This window comes from Aquihabitans sp. G128 (assembly GCF_019048865.1).
In the GTDB taxonomy this organism is placed as follows: domain Bacteria; phylum Actinomycetota; class Acidimicrobiia; order Acidimicrobiales; family Iamiaceae; genus Aquihabitans.
Window position 1 is genome coordinate 2,364,858 of sequence record NZ_CP077604.1, and the last position, 18,149, is coordinate 2,383,006.

The 18,149-nt window shown below is 74.9% G+C and carries 18 protein-coding genes; 2 read left to right on the forward strand and 16 right to left on the reverse strand.

Features of this window, described 5'->3' with window-relative positions:
* Positions 1 to 5: 5 nt before the first annotated feature.
* The 9 genes from KSP35_RS11275 to KSP35_RS11315 form a co-directional block, all read right to left on the reverse strand.
* A complete protein-coding gene (locus tag KSP35_RS11275) occupies positions 6 to 2,003 on the reverse strand; it encodes a hypothetical protein (protein WP_217001846.1) in 1,998 nt (665 codons plus the stop codon).
* A gap of 701 nt (positions 2,004 to 2,704) precedes the next feature.
* Complete coding sequence (locus KSP35_RS11280) at positions 2,705 to 2,950, reverse strand: hypothetical protein (protein ID WP_217001848.1); 246 nt, start codon at positions 2,948 to 2,950, stop codon at positions 2,705 to 2,707.
* 265 nt (positions 2,951 to 3,215) lie between these two features.
* Entirely contained in the window at positions 3,216 to 3,389 is a 174-nt protein-coding gene (locus KSP35_RS11285) for a hypothetical protein (RefSeq protein WP_217001850.1), read from the reverse strand.
* Between the two features lie 101 nt (positions 3,390 to 3,490).
* The gene (locus tag KSP35_RS11290) at positions 3,491 to 4,684 is read right to left on the reverse strand and encodes a DUF1501 domain-containing protein (RefSeq protein ID WP_217001852.1); all 1,194 of its coding nucleotides are present in this window, start codon (positions 4,682 to 4,684) and stop codon (positions 3,491 to 3,493) included.
* Positions 4,685 to 4,686: 2 nt separating this feature from the next.
* Positions 4,687 to 4,878 (reverse strand): twin-arginine translocation signal domain-containing protein, encoded by a 192-nt coding sequence (locus tag KSP35_RS11295; protein ID WP_217001854.1) that lies wholly within the window; start codon positions 4,876 to 4,878, stop codon positions 4,687 to 4,689.
* A gap of 10 nt (positions 4,879 to 4,888) precedes the next feature.
* The gene (locus KSP35_RS11300; RefSeq protein ID WP_217002218.1) at positions 4,889 to 6,187 is read right to left on the reverse strand and encodes a DUF1800 family protein; all 1,299 of its coding nucleotides are present in this window, start codon (positions 6,185 to 6,187) and stop codon (positions 4,889 to 4,891) included.
* A 66-nt stretch (positions 6,188 to 6,253) separates the two neighbouring features.
* Positions 6,254 to 7,783 (reverse strand): alkaline phosphatase family protein, encoded by a 1,530-nt coding sequence (locus KSP35_RS11305; protein WP_217001857.1) that lies wholly within the window; start codon positions 7,781 to 7,783, stop codon positions 6,254 to 6,256.
* 40 nt (positions 7,784 to 7,823) lie between these two features.
* A complete protein-coding gene (locus KSP35_RS11310) occupies positions 7,824 to 8,270 on the reverse strand; it encodes a hypothetical protein (RefSeq protein ID WP_217001858.1) in 447 nt (148 codons plus the stop codon).
* Complete coding sequence (locus tag KSP35_RS11315) at positions 8,267 to 8,668, reverse strand: ATP-binding protein (protein WP_217001860.1); 402 nt, start codon at positions 8,666 to 8,668, stop codon at positions 8,267 to 8,269. Before KSP35_RS11315 ends, KSP35_RS11310 begins: the two co-directional genes overlap by 4 nt.
* A 111-nt stretch (positions 8,669 to 8,779) precedes the next feature.
* Between KSP35_RS11315 and KSP35_RS11320 the strand changes: the two genes are divergently transcribed.
* A complete protein-coding gene (locus KSP35_RS11320) occupies positions 8,780 to 9,655 on the forward strand; it encodes a 50S ribosomal protein L11 methyltransferase (RefSeq protein ID WP_217001862.1) in 876 nt (291 codons plus the stop codon).
* On the opposite strand, the gene KSP35_RS11325 is transcribed toward KSP35_RS11320, so the two are convergent.
* From KSP35_RS11325 to KSP35_RS25250, 6 genes are all read right to left on the reverse strand, one after another.
* Positions 9,621 to 11,282 carry a serine/threonine-protein kinase gene (locus KSP35_RS11325; protein ID WP_217001864.1) on the reverse strand — a complete coding sequence of 554 codons (1,662 nt, stop codon included), beginning with the start codon at positions 11,280 to 11,282 and terminating at the stop codon, positions 9,621 to 9,623. The two genes, KSP35_RS11320 and KSP35_RS11325, sit on opposite strands and share 35 nt — an antisense overlap.
* A 131-nt stretch (positions 11,283 to 11,413) precedes the next feature.
* Positions 11,414 to 11,884 (reverse strand): hypothetical protein, encoded by a 471-nt coding sequence (locus tag KSP35_RS11330; RefSeq protein WP_217001866.1) that lies wholly within the window; start codon positions 11,882 to 11,884, stop codon positions 11,414 to 11,416.
* An 11-nt stretch (positions 11,885 to 11,895) separates the two neighbouring features.
* Positions 11,896 to 12,552 (reverse strand): TlpA disulfide reductase family protein, encoded by a 657-nt coding sequence (locus KSP35_RS11335; protein WP_217001868.1) that lies wholly within the window; start codon positions 12,550 to 12,552, stop codon positions 11,896 to 11,898.
* Positions 12,549 to 13,118: a disulfide bond formation protein B gene (locus tag KSP35_RS11340; protein WP_217001869.1), complete on the reverse strand. Its 570-nt coding sequence runs from the start codon at positions 13,116 to 13,118 to the stop codon at positions 12,549 to 12,551. Before KSP35_RS11340 ends, KSP35_RS11335 begins: the two co-directional genes overlap by 4 nt.
* Before the next feature lie 42 nt (positions 13,119 to 13,160).
* Positions 13,161 to 14,207: a lysylphosphatidylglycerol synthase transmembrane domain-containing protein gene (locus KSP35_RS11345; protein WP_305853113.1), complete on the reverse strand. Its 1,047-nt coding sequence runs from the start codon at positions 14,205 to 14,207 to the stop codon at positions 13,161 to 13,163.
* Positions 14,188 to 15,645: a hypothetical protein gene (locus KSP35_RS25250; RefSeq protein ID WP_305853110.1), complete on the reverse strand. Its 1,458-nt coding sequence runs from the start codon at positions 15,643 to 15,645 to the stop codon at positions 14,188 to 14,190. The genes KSP35_RS11345 and KSP35_RS25250 overlap by 20 nt, the downstream gene beginning before the upstream one ends.
* Before the next feature lie 48 nt (positions 15,646 to 15,693).
* Between KSP35_RS25250 and KSP35_RS11350 the strand changes: the two genes are divergently transcribed.
* Positions 15,694 to 16,710, forward strand: a complete 1,017-nt coding sequence (locus tag KSP35_RS11350; protein ID WP_217001873.1) for an isopenicillin N synthase family oxygenase — start codon at positions 15,694 to 15,696, stop codon at positions 16,708 to 16,710.
* Here KSP35_RS11350 and KSP35_RS11355 read toward each other — a convergent pair.
* Positions 16,707 to 18,089 carry an FAD/NAD(P)-binding protein gene (locus KSP35_RS11355; RefSeq protein WP_217001875.1) on the reverse strand — a complete coding sequence of 461 codons (1,383 nt, stop codon included), beginning with the start codon at positions 18,087 to 18,089 and terminating at the stop codon, positions 16,707 to 16,709. The genes KSP35_RS11350 and KSP35_RS11355 overlap by 4 nt on opposite strands.
* Between the last annotated feature and the right edge of the window lie 60 nt (positions 18,090 to 18,149).

An 18,149-nucleotide genomic window follows, 5' to 3' on the forward strand; every position in this document is an offset into this window, starting at 1 on the left:
ATGCCTCAGGCCGGGGCGTCGGGACCGTCGACCGGGGCCTCGGGCGTCGGGTCGATGGCCTCGTCGACGGCCTCGTCCCCTGGCTCGTCCCCAGCTGCGGTCGTGGTCGTGGCCCGACGGCGCTTCGCCTTCTTCGACCGCACCAGGCCGGCCAGGTCGGCCGCGGTGTCGGGCAGGCGCCGGCTCACGTCGGGCAGGAGCCGCTCGAGCTGGGGCCGGAGCTCGCCCTCGGCCACGAAGGCGATCAGGTTGCCCTCGGCGGCGCCGCTGCCCGCGCGGCGGGTGCGGTCGGGGTCGAGCAGGAAGATCCACGAGCCCGACAGGCTCGGGTCCAGGGCCACCTTGGACCCGGCGCCGCCCTTGAGCCTCTCGGCACCGCCGGCGGGCGCCGCCAGCGCGGCGGTCACCCCGAACGGGTTCCGCGCCGCCCGGGCCCGGAACTCGATGCCACCGAAGGTGAAGCGCCGGACGTCGCCGGTGTCGCGCAGCGAGGAGAAGTCCGACGGGCGCAGCGTGAGCGAGGCCGGGCGGGAGGAGTCCGTGCGGTAGATGCTCGCCCCCGACACCCGCACGGGCAGGACCGCGCCCTGGACCGCGTCGAGCGACTGGAAGCGCGCCGTGACGGCGTTGAGCACCAGGAGCACCGCCAGCGGGAGGGCGATGCCGCCCAGCAGGAGCAGCACGGCGAGGATGAGGCGCCGCGCCTGGTCGATGCCCACCGCGAGGTCGAGCTGGTACGGCACGTCGGTGACGGACGCATCGGTGCCGGCCGTCTTCTCGTGCACCTCGAGCACGCCCCGCACCGCGCCGGTGGCCCGCTTGGCCGGATCGACCTCGACGGTGACCACCTCGAGCGCGCCGGCGGCGACCTGGATGCAGGACCCCTGCGAGACGACGTCGCGCCCGTCGTAGCGGACGGTGAGGGCCCCGGCCTCGTCCGGTGCGGTGGCCTTGGCCGGCCCGAACCAGATGCAGCCGTCCTTCTTGCCACCGGCGACGGTCAGCTCGGCCGAGGTCGAGCCGGCGCCGGTGAGCGTCGGCAGGACGAGGTGGTCGGGTGCGAACTGGATCGCCCCTTCGGGGCGACGGACGATGGCCGGCGTGGTGGCGGAGCGGGCCACCACCGCGGCGCCGTCGCGGGTGGTGGCCCGCAGCTCCAGCGACACCAGGTACGAGCTGCTGCGGTACCCCTTGGGCGGCGTGAAGGTGCCGGTGTAGGGCCCCTGGGGCGGGCCGGCCAGGTCGACCTCGCTCGAGGTCCCCTTGACCGGGTCCTCGAGCCGGAGCGTGGCGGCGCCCGAGGCCACCAGCTCCTTCACGTCGATCCCCTTGGGGGCCACCAGCGATGCGCTCAGCTCGGCCTGCTCGCCGCGGACCAGGCGCAGCTGCTCGGTCAGCCGGACCCCGAGCTCGCTGAACAGGTACAGCTGCAGCGTGGCGGCCTTGCCGACCTGCTTGCCCGTGGGGTCGAGCAGGCTCACCTTCCAGGAACCGTCCCACGCCGCGTCGTCCGCGGGGCGGTCCAGCTCGATGGCGAAGCCGCGACCCGCCACCTCGGTGGTGCGCGCCGTCACGCCCCCGACGTCGGTGGTGCCGGCGGCGTCGACCCGGGCCGTCCCGCCGGGGCCGGTCAGCTGGACCACCATGCCGGGCTGCGGGGCGAGGGCGAACACCCGGAGGCGGCGGACGGAGGCATCGAGCTTGACCGTGCGCGTGCCCTCGTCGCACGCCGTGTCGCCGCAGAGCTTCGGTGCCGTGGCGGACGGCACGAGCGTCCCGCCGGCGACCCGCGCCGCGACCTCGTCGAAGCGGGCGATCAGGACGTCGACGTCGGCGGCGGCGAGGTAGGAGCCCGGCGGGGTGTCGACCGGCCGGCCGCAGGTGGTGCTGCCGGCGCGGCCGGTGGTGACGGCGCCGAGGAAGGCCTGGGAGTCGGTGGAGAGGTCCTTGGCGAGGGCGATGGTGAGCAGGGTGATGTCGTCGCCGCGGAGCCCGTCGGCCAAGCCACCCTCGTCGCAGAGGGCCTTGCGACCGGCGGCCTCGGCCCGGGTGACGGCGGCCTCGGACGTCAGGGCGATGCCGGGGGCGTAGGTCTTGGTCCGCCCCAGCCGGGCCAGGTCCTTGGCCGTGCGGATGGCGATGTCGTACTCGCCGTCGGTGAAGAACAGGACGGCCTTGCAGGGCGCGGCGCCGCCGTCGGCGGTGATGGCCGCGCTGCGGTCGGCGAGCGAGCGGCGCGCCCGCGAGGGCGTTCACGAAGTCGGTGTCGGTGCCCTTGTCACGGTTGGCGAACGTGCCGAGCGAGGTCCGCAGCCGCGGCTCGGTCGACCGCCGCAGGCCCGTCCACGCCTTCACCTGGCGGTACGAGTTGGCGAACGCGGCGAAGGTCACGTCGACCGTGGTCCGCTCGGCGCTCGACCCCTCGGTGAGGCCGGTCAGGGTGGCCAGGGCGGCCTGGGCGGCGTCGACCCGCCGGGCGTCGGGATCGGTGAGCTGGAGCGACTGCGACTCGTCGATCAGGAAGACGACGGCGAGGCGGTGCGAGCCCTGGAGGCAGCCGACGAGGTCGAGGATGGCGGCGTCGCTGCGCTCCGGCGCGCCCTGGGCGGCGCGTGCAGGGGGGCGGCCGATGCCGGCGGGGCGACGGCACCGAGCAGCGTGGCGGCCAGCACGCCGGCGGCGGCGAGGGCGCGGAGGGCGCGCGTCACCGGGACAGCTCCGTGGCGATGGGCCAGATGTGCAGGCCGGCGGCCACCAGGCTGGCGACCAGGAGCACCACGAGCGCCGGCCGGACCAGCGAGACGGGGCGGTAGTAGGGGCTGCGGCGCCGGTCGAGGTCGATCCGGCGGACCAGGCCCACCAGCAGGATGGGGAGCAGGCCACCGGCGACGTAGCCCACCACGTGGGTGGGGATGCCGTCAGCGGCGATCAGCGGCAGGCTGGCGAGCACCGAGGCGAACCCCAGGCCCAGGACGACCAGCGGCGGACCGACCGCGGGGGGCTCGGCCGAGGTCGGTGCGGTCGTCGTCTCGGTGGCCGTAGCTCGCGCCAAAACCGTCCCCCCCGGGGTCGTGCGGCAAGTCGCCACACCCTAGTGCTGCCCCTGAGGTCAGCCGGCCGACGGGCTGGTGACCGACTCGTCGGTGGTCCAGCGGTGTCCGCAGGACTGGCAACGGCGGCTCACGGCCCGGGCCACGAGGTCGATCACGACCACGTCACCCGGCCCGGCGCACTCCGGGCACGGGCTCGGCGCGGTGGGTGGCCTGGGCGATGGACCCGGTGAGCAGGCCGGTGCCGGCCGCCAGTCCCTCGACCTCGGCCAGGTCCCCGTCGACCTGCAGGGCGCGGCGCCACGTGGGCGACTGCCAGAAGCGCGGGAGACGGGACATCCCCGTCGAAGATACGGGTTCGCCCGGCCCGGCGGAACGGGCCATCCGGCCCAACCTCGTGCCGTGGCGGGCCTGGCGCCCAGGGTGAAGGCGGCGCGAGCTCAGCGCCGGGCCGGCGTGGCGCGGGCGGTGGCGGTGCCCCGGACGCCACGCACCGACGTGGTCCCCTTGCCGGTCACCAGGGGCCGCTGCGGCACCACCGGCACGACCGGCGCCGAGCCCGGTCCCGCCTTGAACAGGCCCAGGTCCGGGTAGCTGGCGCCCAGCACCCCCGACGCGTCGCCGCCGAGCCAGGGGCCCAGGACCGAGGCGTACAGGCTGCGGTGGTCGACGTGGACCACCGGGTTGCCCCGCGCATCGGGCTTGGCCAGGTCCGGGGCCTGGCCGAACAGGCCGCCCTTCACGTTGTCGCCGATGACCAGCGACACCGACGCGGTGCCGTGGTCGGTGCCGTTCGACCCGTTGGCCTCGATGCGCCGCCCGAACTCGGAGAACGTGATGATCGCCACCCGCTTCGCCCAGGCGGGTGACAGCGTGGCGTAGAAGGCGTCGATGGCGGCGTCCAGGTCGCCCAGCAGGAGGGCGTGGCGGTAGGCCTCGTTCTCGTGGGTGTCGAAGCTGCCCAGCGAGGCGTTGAACACCCGGATGCCGAGGTTGGCGTTGATGAGGCGGGCCACCACGGTGAGCTGCGACGCCAGCGAGTCGTCCGGGAGCTCCGGGGTGAAGATCGGGTTGAGGCGGCCGGCCAGCTCCACGGACTGGGCGCCCATGGTGCCGAGCCGATCGGCCCAGGCACCTCGTCCGCTGCTGGCCGCGCCGAAGCCGGCGACGGCGTCGTACACCGGGCCCATCCAGGGCTCGCTGCGATCGGAGCCGAACAGGTCGCCGTCCGTCTCCACGGCGGTCACCATGGCCTGCTGCCCGGCCAGGTGGAGCGGGATCGACGACCCGAGCGTCACCGCCCGCAGCCCGTCGGTGGCCTCGGGGACGCCGTCGAGCCACCGGCCGAGCCAGCCGCTGGTGCGACTGGTGCCGGCGGTGCCCGCCATCCAGCTCGCCGTCGAGGAGAAGTGGCTGAGGTCGCTGGTGGTGGCCTGGCCGATGCCCTGCACGATGCCGACCTTGCCGGCGGCGTACCGGGCCTTCAGCTTGGGCAGCGACGGGTGGAGCCCGACCGTCGACGTGATCGGCAGCGCGTTGCGGATGGCCAGGCCACCTCGGCGGGCGAGGTACGTGCTGTTGCCGATCGGCACCACGGTGTTGAGCCCGTCGTTGCCGCCGCCGAGCTGCAGCACGATCAGGATCCCCTCGTGGGCGCCGACCGGGGTGGCCGCCGCCGCCAGCCCGTCGAACCAGGGGGCAGCACGCTGAGGGCGCCGGCCGTGGCCAGGGCTCCGCCCAGGAAGGCGCGCCGGCTCACCTGGCCGGGGTCGCGGTCGGCGGGCGTCGAGAGCAGGTGCTGGATCTCGTGGGCTTCGAGGTCGGGCATGGTGGTCGTCCTACGCGAGCTGGAAGTCGGGGGTGAGCATGGCGAGCGTGACCAGGTTCGGCGGGATGGCCCAGGACCGGTTGGCCGCCTTCTCGCCCGCCACGTAGGCCTCGACCTTCTGGCGGGTCAGCGCCGAGGGCTCGTTGATGCCGAAGCGGTCGAACGCCGCCTGGGCGGCCGCGGCCGGCGTCATCGACCCGGTGGTCGAGAGGATGCCGACCTCGTTGGCCTTCCACCGGACCCACCCGGCGTGGGAGCCCTTGGCCCACTGCGCCGAGGTCGAGATCCACGCCCCGTTCTGCCGCCAGCCCGACACGTTGGGCGGGGCGTACAGCGTCTGGCCCAGCGGCTCGAGCCACCACTCCGGGTGCAGGGTGGCGGCGTCGAGCCCGGTGGCCCGCATGGTGGCCACCAGCCACTCGACGGGGCTGCGGACGAGCGCGGTCCGGGTGGAGGCCAGCCGGAACTCGGGGCGCAGGAAGATCACCCGCAGCAGGGCCTTCACGTTCATCCCGCTGGCGATGAACGCCGCAGCCAGGTCGTCGACCAGGGCGCCGGCCGGGTTGGGGTAGGCGAAGAAGGACCAGATCTTGGCGGCCAGGAAGCGGGCGCAGGTCTGCTGCCGGGCGCCCCGCACGATCTCGGTGATGGCGGCCGGGCCGTCCCAGTTCTTGGTGATCCCGAACAGCGTCTTGGCGCCGTCGTCGTGGTCGGCCGGGTGGAACTCGTAGGTCTCGGTGTCGTCGTTGCCGCCGTGGCCGGTCCAGGCCCGGGCCATGTCGATGACCTCGGCCTCGGTGAACTGGGCGTTGCCGAGGGTGAAGAGCTCCATCAGCTCGCGGGCGAAGTTCTCGTTCGGCTCGGCCGCCACGTTGGACCGGTTGTTCAGGTAGGCGAGCATCGCCGGGTCCTTGGCCATCGCCTGCAGCAGCGGGTGCACGTCGCCCAGGGCGAGGGACCGGTAGGTCTTGATCTGGCGGAAGACCAGGCGGGCCAGCACGTCGTCCACCGACGACACCAGGTGGCCGTGCCAGAAGAGGGTCATCTTCTCCACGATCGGCGTCGGCGTGGTGGCCATCCGGTCCATCCAGTACTGCACTGCGGCCACCCACGGCGGGTAGTACTCGTCCGCTCGGTCGTCGATGGCGGCGGGGATGGTGTCGGCCGGGTTGGCGGTGGTGTCGAGCACCCGGTCGACCACCGCCGCCCAGGAGGCCTTGGCCATGAGCGCGTCGATCTCGGCAGCAGACCCGCCGAAGCCGGCACGGCGGAGGAGGTGGGCGACATCGACCCGGGTGAAGTCAGCGATGGTTGTTCATCGACCGTTCCGCGGATGGCCTTGAGTGAGCCGAACGGCCCATTCCTGATGGGGCCGTCAGCGGCGGGGGTCGCGGCGCTCGACCAAGCCGTGCTTGGCGGTGACGCGGTGGCCGGTGAGGGTCCGGTCGGCGTGGCGCTGGCGCCAGGAGAGGAGGTCGCCCATGAGGCCGACCATCGCCTCGGCCGCCGTCGGGTCCTGCGCGCGGTCGACCAGGCCGTGCGGGTCGTCGGTGAGGTCGAAGAACAGGTGGCTGCCGTCGCCGAAGTGGACGTACTTGTGGGTGGCGCTGCGCACGACGTCGAGGGTGCACTGCTCCATGGTCAGGCCGAACACGTCCTCGGCCGTGTGGTTGATCGGGTCGCGGAAGTCCCACTGCCAGTGGCTCTCGGTGCGCCAGTCGGCCGGGGCGCCCTTCCCGTGCAGGAACGGCTGCAACGGACGGCCGTCGACGTTGACGGGGACCTCGATGCCCAGCCACTCGAGCAGCGTGGGCATCACGTCGACCGACTCGGTGGTGGCCTCGACCACGCTCCCGCGGGTGCCGTCGGCCGTCGACCGGGGGTCGACCACGATCAGCGGCACGTGGTAGCTCTCGTCCCACCAGCCCAGCTTCTCCACCAGCCAGTGGTCGCCCATCTGGTCGCCGTGGTCCGACGTCAGCACCACCAGCGTGTCGCCGGCCCGCCCCGAGGCGTCCAGGTGGTCGAGCAGCACGCCCAGCTGGAAGTCGACCTCGGCCATGTTCCCCCAGTAGGTGGCCCGCAGCTGCCGGGCCTCGGCCTCGCTCTCCGAGCAGCCCGCCTGCATGGCCGCCGCCACGTGCAGGCGGTGCATCGCCAGCTCGGCGCCGCGGTCCGGGTTGCGGCGGAAGGGCTCGCCGGCATCGGGGTCGTAGCGGTCGTGGTAGCCCTCCGGCGCCCGGTAGGGCGGGTGGGGCCGGATGTAGGAGACGTGGGCGAACCACGGCTCGCCGCCCTGGCGGTCCAGCCAGGCCGTGACCTCCTCGGTGAGGAAGGCCGTCTCGCTGTGCTCGGCCCGGAACCGGGTGGGCGCCCAGCTCTTGGCGTGGCGCCTGGCGTGCGGGAAGTCCCGGATGGGCTTGTACAGGTCGCTCGGGTCGGCGGGCACGTCGACGCCCTGCGCGGTGAGCCACTCGGCCCACGGCCGCTGGTTCCGCCCGGTGAGCACCACCTCGGGCCGGAAGCCCGGGAGCACGCCCTCGTAGTCCCACAGGCGCGGGTCCTGCGGGTCGGTGACCGTGCGGGGGTCGACGCTGGTGTCGGTGTAGCCGAACAGCACGGGGTCGTAGCCGGCGGCCCGCGCCTCGCGCGCCACGTTGGTGAGCCGGTCGTCGAGCGGGGTCCCGTTGCTCACGGACCGGTGGTTCATGGCGTAGAGGCCGGTGTGCAGCGACGCCCGGCTGGGCCCGCACGGCGCGGTGACCGACCAGTGGCGGGCGAAGCGCACGCCCCGGGCCGCGAGGCGGTCGAGGTTCGGCGTCTGCACCACCGGGTGTCCGGCGGCCGAGAGGCAGTCGCCGCGCCACTGGTCGACGGTGATGAAGAGCACGTTGGCAGCCGTCACGGGCGCGACGCTACGTGCTGCCCGCGGCGGGCGGCTCCGGTCAGAGGGGACGGTACGGCCGCCCGGCCCGGCCGTTGAGCTGGTCGGCGGCCTCGTCCCAGATCCAGGCGAGGAACTGGGTGATCTCGGGGTCGCTGCTGATGAGCAGGTTGCCGAGCCGGCCGAGGTAGCGCAGCTGCACCAGCTGCATCTGGAGGTGGGCGAGCGTCCCGGCGTCGGCGGTGCGCATGGGCACCTCGACGCGGTAGGTCTTGCCGTCGGTGGTGATCGCCGCCGCCCGGAACAGGTCGCGCAGCTCCTCGAGGTCGGGCACCAGCCCGGCGGCCAGGCCGGCGAGGTCGGAGCCGGCCTCCTGGCCCTGGGCCACGTCGACCAGCACCAGCTGGCACTCGCGCAACGTGTCGGCCAGGTAGGTGACGGCGGTGTCGAACAGGATGACGGGGAGGCCGTCGAGGACCACGGGGTGCCCGTCGGTGCCCACGCTCACGGCGCCACCGGTGCGCCCGAGGCGCTGGGGACCGCCAGCTCGAACCAGACGAGCTTGCCACCGCCGGACAGGGGCTCGGACCCGTGCGCATCGCTCATGGCGTCGACGAGGAGCATGCCGCGCCCCGACAGGGCCAGGGGATCGGTCTGGATGGTCGGGCCCGGCAGGCGGTCGCTGCCGTCGTGGACCTCGGCGCGCACCCGGCCCGGCGACCGGGTCAGCAGCAGCTCGCACGGCGTGCGGGCGTGCAGGACGACGTTGCTCACCAGCTCGCTCACCAGCAGCGCCACCGTGGCCGCCACCTCGTCGCCGAGGTCCTCGCGGACCTGCGCAGCGCTCCAGTGGCGGGCGACGGCCACGCTGCCCGCGGTGGGAGGCAGCTCGATCCGGTCCGACATCGGGCGGCACCGTACCCCGCCCGGAGGCCCGGCGAACATCATTCTCGAACGCCGCCACCGCGCGTCGCGCCTGGTCGCGAGGGGTGCGGGAGGGGTCGTAGCCTCCGGCCCGTGGACGATGCCGTGCCGTGGACCCGCGTGGTGGTCGCGCTCCACGCCGACCAGGCCGAGCTGGTGGCCGACCGCCTGTGGGCGTTCGGTCCCGCCGCCATCGAGGAGCAGGCCACCGCCGAGGGCACCGTGCTGCTCGCCGGCTTCGCCGAGGCGTCGGTCGCGGCGGCCGCGGCGGTGGCGGTCGACGCCCTCACGGGGGCCGTGCCGGGCGGTCCGGGATCGGCCCGTGCCGTCCCGGTCGACGACGACGGGCTCGACGGCTGGCGGGCCTGGGCCCGGGTCGAGCCGGCCCCGCCGTTCCTGGTGGTCCCCACCTGGCTGGCGGCGCCGGCGCCGGCTCCAGGGGTGCACCTCCTGCACATCGACCCGGGCCGCACGTTCGGCTCCGGCTCGCACCCCACCACCCGCCTGGTGCTCGGACGCCTCGGCGCGCTCGTCGCCGCCGGCACCACGGTGCTCGACGTGGGGTGCGGGTCGGGCGTCCTCGCCGTCGGCGCCGCCCTGCTCGGCGCCGACCCGGTCGAGGCCATCGACGTCGACGAGGGCAGCCCCGCTGCCACCGCCGCCAACGCGGACCGCAACGGCGTGGCCGACCGCGTCCACGCCTCGACCGAGGAGCTGGCGACCGTGGCGGCGAGCGGCCGGCGCTACGACGTCGTGGCCGCCAACCTGCTGGCCCCGGTGGTGGTGGCCCTCGCCGACGACCTGGTCCGCGTGGTGGCCGAGGACGGCGCCCTGGTGGTGTCGGGCCTGCTGGAGGATCGCTGGGCCGAGGCCACCGACCGGCTGGTGGGCCTGGAGGTGGTCGACGTCGCAGCGGCCGAGGGGTGGGTGGCGGTCACCCTGCGGCGCCGCGCACCTTCTCGACGGTGAACGACTGCGCCCCGGCGTCGTAGGCCCACGTGATCACCGCGTCCAGGCCGTCGAGCGTGCCGTTGATGCGCTGGCCGCCCACCCGGGGCTCGAAGATCGACGGCACCTGCTCGCCGTTGCCGTCCGGCACGTCGAACGGGACGAGCGTGCCGTGGTCGTCGGAGAGCTGCAGCACCGCGCCGGCGTCGCCCTCCAACCCGACGAGCACGTCCTTGCGGCTGGAGTCGGTGAGCTGGGTGAGGGTGAGGGCGTCGGCACCGCCGAGGGCGCTCGGCAGCGGGATCACGTCGGCCGTGCTCCACCGCTCGTCGTCGGCCGACCAGGTCCAGAGCTGCAGGTCGGTGTCGACGCCGGTGACGGCCAGCTGGGGCTCGCCCGGGATGACGCCGGTGGACGCCGACCCCGCGGGCAGCCCGGCCTCGACGTCGGCCCACGCGTCGGCCGGGTCGACCGGCGGGGGCGTGGTCGTCGTGGTGGTGGACGTGCTCGTGCTGGTGGACGTCGACGTGCTGGTGCTCGTGCTGGTGGACGTGCTCGTGGAGCTCGTGGTGGTGGGCGCCGCGGTGGTGCTGGTGGTGGCCGCCGTGCCGGAGCCGCCGTCGTCTCGGGTGGCGGCCCACACCACCACCGCACCCAGGAGGAGGGCCAGCACGCCGGCCACCACGAGCAGCGCCGTCTGCGTGCCCGTGCCCCCGGCCTTGGCCGGAGGCGGCGGGGTGGGCGCCCGCTCGGCCGACAGGGGCTCGAGGGGCTGGGCCAGCGCCGCGCTCGCCGCCGCGGCCGACGCCACGGCCACCGGGGCGACCGGGACCCAGGCGACGTCGAGCACGCGCGTGACCTCGCCGCTGGGGTCGCCGGTGGCCGCCCCCGTGACCAGCTCGAGCAGGGTGGTGGGGTCCGGGCGCGAGGCCGGGTCCTTGTCGAACGCAGCCCGCAGCGCCGGGAGCAGCGCGTCGGGCACGCCGACCAGGTCGGGCTCCTGGTGCACCACGCGGTAGATCACCGCGGTGGCCTGGCCCTCGCCGAACGGCGGCCGTCCGGTGGACGCGAACGCCAGCGTCGACGCCCACGCGAACACGTCGGCGGCGGTGGTCACCTGGTGGCCCACGGCCTGCTCGGGAGCCATCCAGCCCGCCGAGCCGACCACGTGCCCGGTGCGGGTCATCGAGGTGGCGTCGCCGGCGTGGGCGATGCCGAAGTCGATGACCTTCGGCGCGTCTCGGGCCAGGAGCACGTTCGAGGGCTTGAGGTCCCGGTGCACCACGCCGGCCCGGTGCAGCGAGACCAGGGCCTCGGCCAGCCCGGCGGCCAGCGCCTGCAGCTGCGGGCCGCGGATGGGCCCGCGGGCGGAGACGACCTCGCCCAGGCTGGGGCCGTCGACGTACTCGGTGACGAGGTAGGGCTGGGCCGCCTCGGTGTCGGCGTCGAGGAACCGGGCGATGCACACCCCGTGGACCCGGCGCCCCGTCTCGACCTCGCGGGCGAAGCGGGCGCGGAAGGTGGGGTCGGCGGCGTACTCGGGACGGATCAGCTTGAGCGCCACCGGCGTGCCGGCCCGGCTCCGGGCCAGGTAGACGATCCCCATGCCGCCCACGCCGAGGCGCCCGGTGAGGCGGTACGGGCCCACCCGCTGCGGGTCGTCGGGGTTGAGGGGGGGTGAACGGCACGGTGGACCATCTTCGCGGATGGGCCGGGGTCGATCCCGGCGCGGCGTGCCCGCCGCCGCTCGGGCTCTTCAGGCCTGGTGAGGTGCCCAGGTCAACGGCGGTAGACCTTGGCCAGCCAGTCGCCGGTGAGCGGGACCGGGCTCAGGAGGTGGGCGGCGGTGAGCAGCCACCAGAGCACGTCGCCGGGGTCGGCGTCGCCCGGGGCGGTGACCACCAGGCCCCGCCGGGGGTGGTCGACCACCTTGAGCCAGCCGGCGGGGAGCGGCAGCTCGCGCTCGGCCAGCCGGGCGAGCGCCTTGGGTCCTGAGCCGTGCTCGATGCCTACGGTGGACCGGCGTCCCGGCTGCTCCGGAGGCGTCCAGGTCACCAGGGGCACCGCGTCGCCACGGGCCGAGAACAGGGCCACCGCGAAGTTCCGGGGCGGCGGCTCGGATCCCGGCTCGACCTCGGGCGACAGGTTCACCCAGCCCGAGCTGCTGGAGGCCAGCTCGGCGAGGACGGCTTCCACCGGCTCGAGGTCGTCCTCGGTGAAGGCGAGCTCTTCGCTGGGGTCCAGGGCCATGGCCGCGAACCCTAGATGGGCGACTTGCCGCTCTGGGCCGCCGCCACCAGCTGGTCGAACTGGTCGACGGAGATCTCGCCGGTGATGCGGAACACCACCTTGCCCTCGGCGTCGACCACCACGAAGTACGGGTACGAGCTGAGGCCGAAGGTCGAGGCCGCGAGGGACTTCGAGGAGTCGGCCAGGGTGGGGGCGGTCCAGCCGACGTCCTCCAGCCAGGCGCTCGGCGGGTAGTTGCCGCGGCTCGCCTCCACCCCGGTGGACACCGTGAGCAGCTCGACGTCGTCGGGCATCGGCGAGTCCTTCAGGTGCTCGGCCAGCAGCGGGATCTCCCGCTGGCAGTGCGGGCACCAGTGGGCGGCGAAGATGATGACCTTGGCCTTGCCGTCGTCGGGCCCGATGGTGAGCTTGCCGCCCGAGAGCGTGGTGCCCGAGACGGTGGGGATGGTGGTGCCCACCGCCGGGTCGTCCTGGGCGGACTCGAAGGTGGGGAGGGCGTCGGCGCCGTCCTTCGCCACCGTGACCGCGGCGGTCTGGCCGGCCACCGGCTTCGCGTCGTCGGAGCCGCGGGTGGCGACGACGGCGACCACGCCGGCGATGACGACGAGGGCGAGCACGGCGTACCAGACGATCGGGCCCCGCTCCTTGGGCTTCACGGGACCGGTCATGGCGCCTCCTGGGCGGTGGTGGTGGGCTCGGACGGCCGGGCGACGGCCAGCAGCACGAGGATCAGGGCGAAGCCCGAGAGGGCCATGGTGGGGATGGTGAGGTAGCCGAACTTCTCGACCCAGATGATCGAGCACGGGTTGTTCGGGTCGCACGAGCTGGTCTCGAGGTTGGGGTAGCGCTCCACGAGGATGTGGAAGCACGACACCGCGCCGCCCACCAGCGCGACCGCGGCCGCGAACGGGCGGATGCGGTGGAACCGGGCCACCGCCGAGGCCCCGAGCACCAGCACGAGCGGGTACATGGCCGCCCGCTGGTACCAGCAGAGGCGGCACGGCAGGAAGTGGGCCACCTCGGAGAGGTAGAGGCTCCCGGCCGTGCACACCGCCGCCACGCCGGCGGCGAGGCCCAGCGCCTGCGGGCCGACCTCGGCCGCCACCCGGGACCCGAGGCTCCGGGCCGCCGGCGAGAGCCGGCCGACCACGAACAGCAGCACCGCGCCGACGACGATCGCCTGGGCGGCGACGGCCAGCAGGGCCAGGAAGAGGGTGACGGTGGGGGTGTCCATGGTGCGGTGCGTGGGTCGTCCGCCGAGCCCACGCGGTTCCCGCTAGGCCAGGACGGTCCGTTGCAGGCGGTGCAGCGACCACCACCCGAAGGGGACGGGCAGCCAGTAGGTGACCAGGCGGAACAGAAAGACCGCAGAAAGGGCATCGGTGGGGGCGACGCCCGTGCCGGTGAGCGCGGCGGTGAGCGCCGCCTCCACCGCCCCGACGCCGCCCGGGGTGGGCGCCGCCGAAGCCAGCGACGACGCCGTGAGGTACAGCAGCCCGAGCTTGGGGAACGAGAGGCCGATGTCGACCGCCCGGGCGCTCTCGGAGAACGCGACGATCACCGCCACCTTCGACGCGATGGTGGTCCCGAACAGGGTGAAGAACCGGGCCGGCTGCTTCGACAGGTCTCGCAGCGTCGTCCACACCTGCTTGACCGTGGTCTCGATGCGCCGAGCCACCACCCGCCGTCCCCACGGCGTGAGCCACACCAGGCCGCCGAGCACGGCCACCACCACGAGGGCCACGGCCGCCGAGCTGGCCTTGGGCAGCGAGAAGTGCAGGCCGCCGGCCGACGAGCCCGCCCAGGCGGCGAAGGTGGCCAGCACCGCCACCTGGCCGATGCCGCTGGCGACGCTGGTGAGCGCCACGCCTGCGGCGGCCGAACCGAGGTCCCCGCCGCGCTTCTGGAGGTAGCGCACCCGCAGGGCCATGCCACCCGCGTTGGCCGGGGTGAACCGGTTGAGGAACGACTGGCCCACCATGAGGCGGACCACCTCGCCGAACGGCAGCCGCTGGGGCGCCACCGAGATGAACGTGCCGGCGCCGGCGACGTAGGGCACCGCGGCCAGGACCACCAGGCCGGGCAGCGACCACAGCGAGACCTGGCCCATCGACCGCGTGATCTCCGACCAGCTCGAGGCGAAGGACAGCAGCGTGTAGGCCGCCACCACCGCGCCGGCCAGCCCGGCCAGCTGGCGGACGTTGACCCGCTCGATGTCGGCCAGCTGGTAGTCGACCCCGCCGGCCGCCGCCTGGAGGCGGTCGCGCACGGCGGGCAGCACGTGCTTCTGGCCGCCGATGGCCTCACGCACGTCGGTGGGCATGGCGAGCGGCTGCACCAGCGGCAGGGCGGCGGCCAGCTCCTTCGTGCCCAGCGCCCGCGCCGTGGCCGCCACCGAGCGCTCGGCCCCCACGATGAGGGCCAGGCTGGTGGTCAGCATGGCGACGTCGGCGGCGAGCTGGTGGGGGTCGGCCTGGTGCGATGCCCAGCGGAAGTCGACGAGGGTCACCACCGGCGGTCGGCCCGGCGACGTCCCCCCCGGCCTCGCCCCCGGCCGCCGGCAGCGCAGGGCCGGCGACGTCGACCAGGACCTGCGACGAGGTCAGCCACCGGTGGGCCATCCCCTGCTCGTGCAGCAGGGCGACCTGCTTCCACGCTGCGTCGAGCACCTCGTCGGTGACCTCGTCGAGCGCCAGGTCCACCAGCCGGCGCCCGGCGATGACGTCCATGGCCAGCAGCCCGTCGCCGCCCTCGGTGGTGCCGGCGGCCACCACCCGCGGGACGACGGTGCCGGGCCGGGCGGCGAGCAGCGCGGACAGGGCCTCGTGCTCCACCAGCTCGCCCGGCGACCAGCTCGGGCGGAGGTCGTCGAGGTCCTTCACCCGCAGGACCTTGAGGATCCGGAGGATGAGGTAGGCGTCTCGCTCGTCGCGGCCGAGCAGCTTCACGAAGGCGCGCCGGCCCGACGCCGTGGTGGCCACGAACGTGCGGGCGTGGCTGGCCCCGACCTCGGCGGCGGCGATGCGCTCGGCGGGGAAGCCGGCGGTGGCCAGGCCCTCCAGCACGGCCCGGCGGCTGGCCGTGCGGCGCGGGGAGCCGATGAGGACGAGGGCGGCCGAGCCCACCACCGCACCCACGGTGAGGGTGACCGCCAGGTTCAGCGGCACGGCCACCGCCGTCACCACCCGGCTGAGCACGGCGACGGCGAGCCCGATCCCGGCGGTGCGCCGCCACCCGCGGGAGAGGACGGGGCCCTGCACGATCAGCACCGCGGTGAACCCGGCGAGGTAGGCACCGGACGGGAACGCCGCGCCGATGATCCACGACGGGCGCTCGGTGACCCGCACCACCTGGCTGGGCACGGCGTCGTCGAGCCAGGTCTGGATGGTGGCCATGGCGCCGGCGGCGACCACGGCCGCGCCCAGGGCGGTGGCCAGCAGCCGCTTGGTGCGGAACAGGACCACGACCATCACCACCGGCACCGCCAGGGCGAGGAGCTGCGTGGCGCCCAGCAGGAGGTCGCGCACCCAGCGCGGCAGCTGGTTCACCAGGTTCACCAGGTCGACCGCCACCGAGCGGACCTCGCCGGCGTGGCGGGTGGCCAGCAGGACCAGCACCACCAGGGTGAACAGCGACAGGCCCAGGCGCACGATGTCGGTGGGGTGGCGGCCCCACGCCGGCCCGGAGAGCAGGTCGTCGTCGTCGTGCACGACCTCGGCGCCGCCGAGGGGCGCCACCTGCTCCCGCGTCGCTGCTACCACCGGGCCAGTCTGGCCCACCCACCACCGCGGAGCCGCCAGACTGGGCCCGTGGACGACCTGCCGGTGATCGACGTCGGGCCACTGGTGAGAGCCGCTCACCGCGACCACCGGGACCCCGACGTCCAGGGGGTCGCCCGCGCCCTCGACGGGGCCTGCCGCGACACCGGGTTCTTCCTGGTCACCGGGCACGGCATCGACCCCACGCTGCTCGCCCGGCTCGATGCCGCCGCCCGGCGGTTCTTCGCCCGACCGCCGGCCGAGAAGGCCGCCATCGCCATGGCCCACGGCGGCCGGGCGTGGCGGGGCTGGTTCCCCGAGGGCGGCGAGCTCACCTCCGGCCGACCGGACCACAAGGAGGGCCTGTACTTCGGTCGCGAGCTGGGCCCCGACGACCCCCGCGTGCGAGCCGGCCTCCCGCTGCACGGGCCCAACCAGTTCCCCGCCGAGCCCGCCGAGCTCCGGCCCGCCGTGCTGGCGTGGATGGAGGCCGTCGAGGCGCTCGGCCACGCCCTGGCCGCCGGGATCGCCCTGGCGCTCGGGCTCGACGCCGAGTGGTTCGACCGCTCGCTCACCGCCGAGCCGACCGTGCTGTTCCGCATCTTCCGCTACCCGCCCCGGCCCGCCGGCGAGGACGCCTGGGGCGTGGCCGAGCACACCGACTACGGGCTGCTCACGATCCTCGCCCACGACGGCACCCCGGGCCTCGAGGTCCGGGGCCGCGACGGGTGGCTCGAGGTGCCCGCGGTCCCCGACGCCTTCGTGGTCAACCTCGGCGACATGCTCGACCGCATGACCGGCGGGCGCTACCGCTCGACCCCACACCGGGTGCGCCACCAGCCCTCAGGGCCGGGACCCACCCGCGACCGGCTCTCGTTCCCGTTCTTCTTCGACCCCGGCTGGGATGCCGAGATCGAAGCCGTCCCCTTCGGCGACGAGCCGCCGCCCGACGACGCCGACACCCGCTGGGACGCCACCAGCGTCCACGGCTGGACCGGCACCTACGGGGACTTCCTCACCGCCAAGGTGGCCAAGGTGTTCCCCGGCCTCGGCGACGAGGTCCTCTAGCAGCGGCCGACCTCGACGGGGGTGTCCTCGGCCTCGCTGTCGCCGTGCAGCAGCCGGTCGGCGATGACGCCGGCCTGGATGCGGATCTCGGGGACCGCGGTGGTCTCCCACTCGGTGCCGCGGCGGAGGGCCCCGATGATCCAGAGCCCCGGCGTGGGCTCGACGCCGCGCCCGAGGGCGTGACCGGCTCGATCCACGGCCAGGCCGAGGCGGTGCGGGCCGATCACGACGTGGCCGTCGTCGAGCAGGGACTGCAGGACGGGGCTGCCGCTGGCGGTCAGGTCGTCGCTCGGCCCGGCGGCGTTGACCACCAGGTCGGCGTCGAGGTCGTCGATCGACGGGTCGGCGAAGCGCACCGACAGCCGCGCGCCGGGGCCGCCGGGCGCCACGGCATCGACCCGGCTGCGGACGATGCGCAGCTGGCCGCGGGCGATGGTGGCGGCCAGGCCGGCGCCCACCGCAGGCGCCGTGCGGTGGCGGTGCACGTTCCACCACGGGAACCAGCGGCGCAGCATCCGGGCCTGGTCGCCGTAGGGCAGGGCCCGCCACAGGTCGTTGGCGCGAGGCCGCACGCTGTCGATGACCGCCTGCCAGTCCTCCTCGGCTCGCCCGAGCTTCACCACGTGGCGCACCAGGGCCCGCCCACCGATGCCCGGCGTCGGCAGGCGCTCCTCCGCGATGGGGGTGGGCAGGCCGGGACGGCTGGTGCGGGGCACCAGGCCGCGACGGGAGGCGGCCACCAGCTCGACGTCGGGGTTGCGAGACGCCAGCGACAGGGCGACGTCGACCATGGTCAGGCCGGTGCCGACCACCACCACCCGCCGGGCGTCGGGCCGGTCGAGCGCGCCGGGCGCCCACGGGTCGACCACCACCCGGGGATCGTCGCCCTCGGGCACCGCGCACGGCAGCGCCGGTCGGCCGGGGAAGCCGGTGGCCAGCACGACGTCGCCGGCGTCGATGGCGGTGCCGTCGTCGAGCGCCACCCGCCAGCCGGCCTCGGTGCGGGCCAGCCCCACCACCCGGTTGCGGCGGTGCTCGACGCCGACCGCCGAGCCCGAGCGGGCGGCGACGTCGGCCAGGTAGTCGCCGTACATCGAGCGGCGCAGGTAGGTGTCGGCGGTGGCGGTGACGCCCCGCTCCCCCAGCCAGCCCACCAGGTCGGCGCCGTTGTCGCCGTCGACCGACAGGCGGATGCGGCACACGTTCATGAGGTGGACCGGATCGGCGGTGCCGTAGGCGACGCCGGGGCCCAGGCGCTCGGCGGGGTCGACCACCACCACCGGCCGCCGGGGCGCCCCGTCGGCGGAGAGCTGGTGGAGCAGGAACGCCGCCGCCGCGCCGCCGCCCACGATCACGACGGGCAGGTCCGAGGGCGCCATCGGTCGATCGTACCGGCGGGCGCGAGACCGCCCGACCGGCCCTAGCGTCGACCGGGCCGT

Bases quoted from the DNA above. Each gene is read 5' to 3' on its own strand.
- KSP35_RS11285 (WP_217001850.1), bottom strand. From the start codon at position 3,389: ATGTCCCGTCTCCCGCGCTTCTGGCAGTCGCCCACGTGGCGCCGCGCC.
- KSP35_RS11295 (WP_217001854.1), bottom strand. From the start codon at position 4,878: ATGCCCGACCTCGAAGCCCACGAGATCCAGCACCTGCTCTCGACGCCC.
- KSP35_RS11315 (WP_217001860.1), bottom strand. From the start codon at position 8,668: ATGTCGGACCGGATCGAGCTGCCTCCCACCGCGGGCAGCGTGGCCGTC.
- KSP35_RS11330 (WP_217001866.1), bottom strand. From the start codon at position 11,884: ATGGCCCTGGACCCCAGCGAAGAGCTCGCCTTCACCGAGGACGACCTC.
- KSP35_RS11335 (WP_217001868.1), bottom strand. From the start codon at position 12,552: ATGACCGGTCCCGTGAAGCCCAAGGAGCGGGGCCCGATCGTCTGGTAC.
- KSP35_RS11340 (WP_217001869.1), bottom strand. From the start codon at position 13,118: ATGGACACCCCCACCGTCACCCTCTTCCTGGCCCTGCTGGCCGTCGCC.
- KSP35_RS11345 (WP_305853113.1), bottom strand. From the start codon at position 14,207: ATGCCCACCGACGTGCGTGAGGCCATCGGCGGCCAGAAGCACGTGCTG.
- KSP35_RS11355 (WP_217001875.1), bottom strand. From the start codon at position 18,089: ATGGCGCCCTCGGACCTGCCCGTCGTGATCGTGGGCGGCGGCGCGGCG.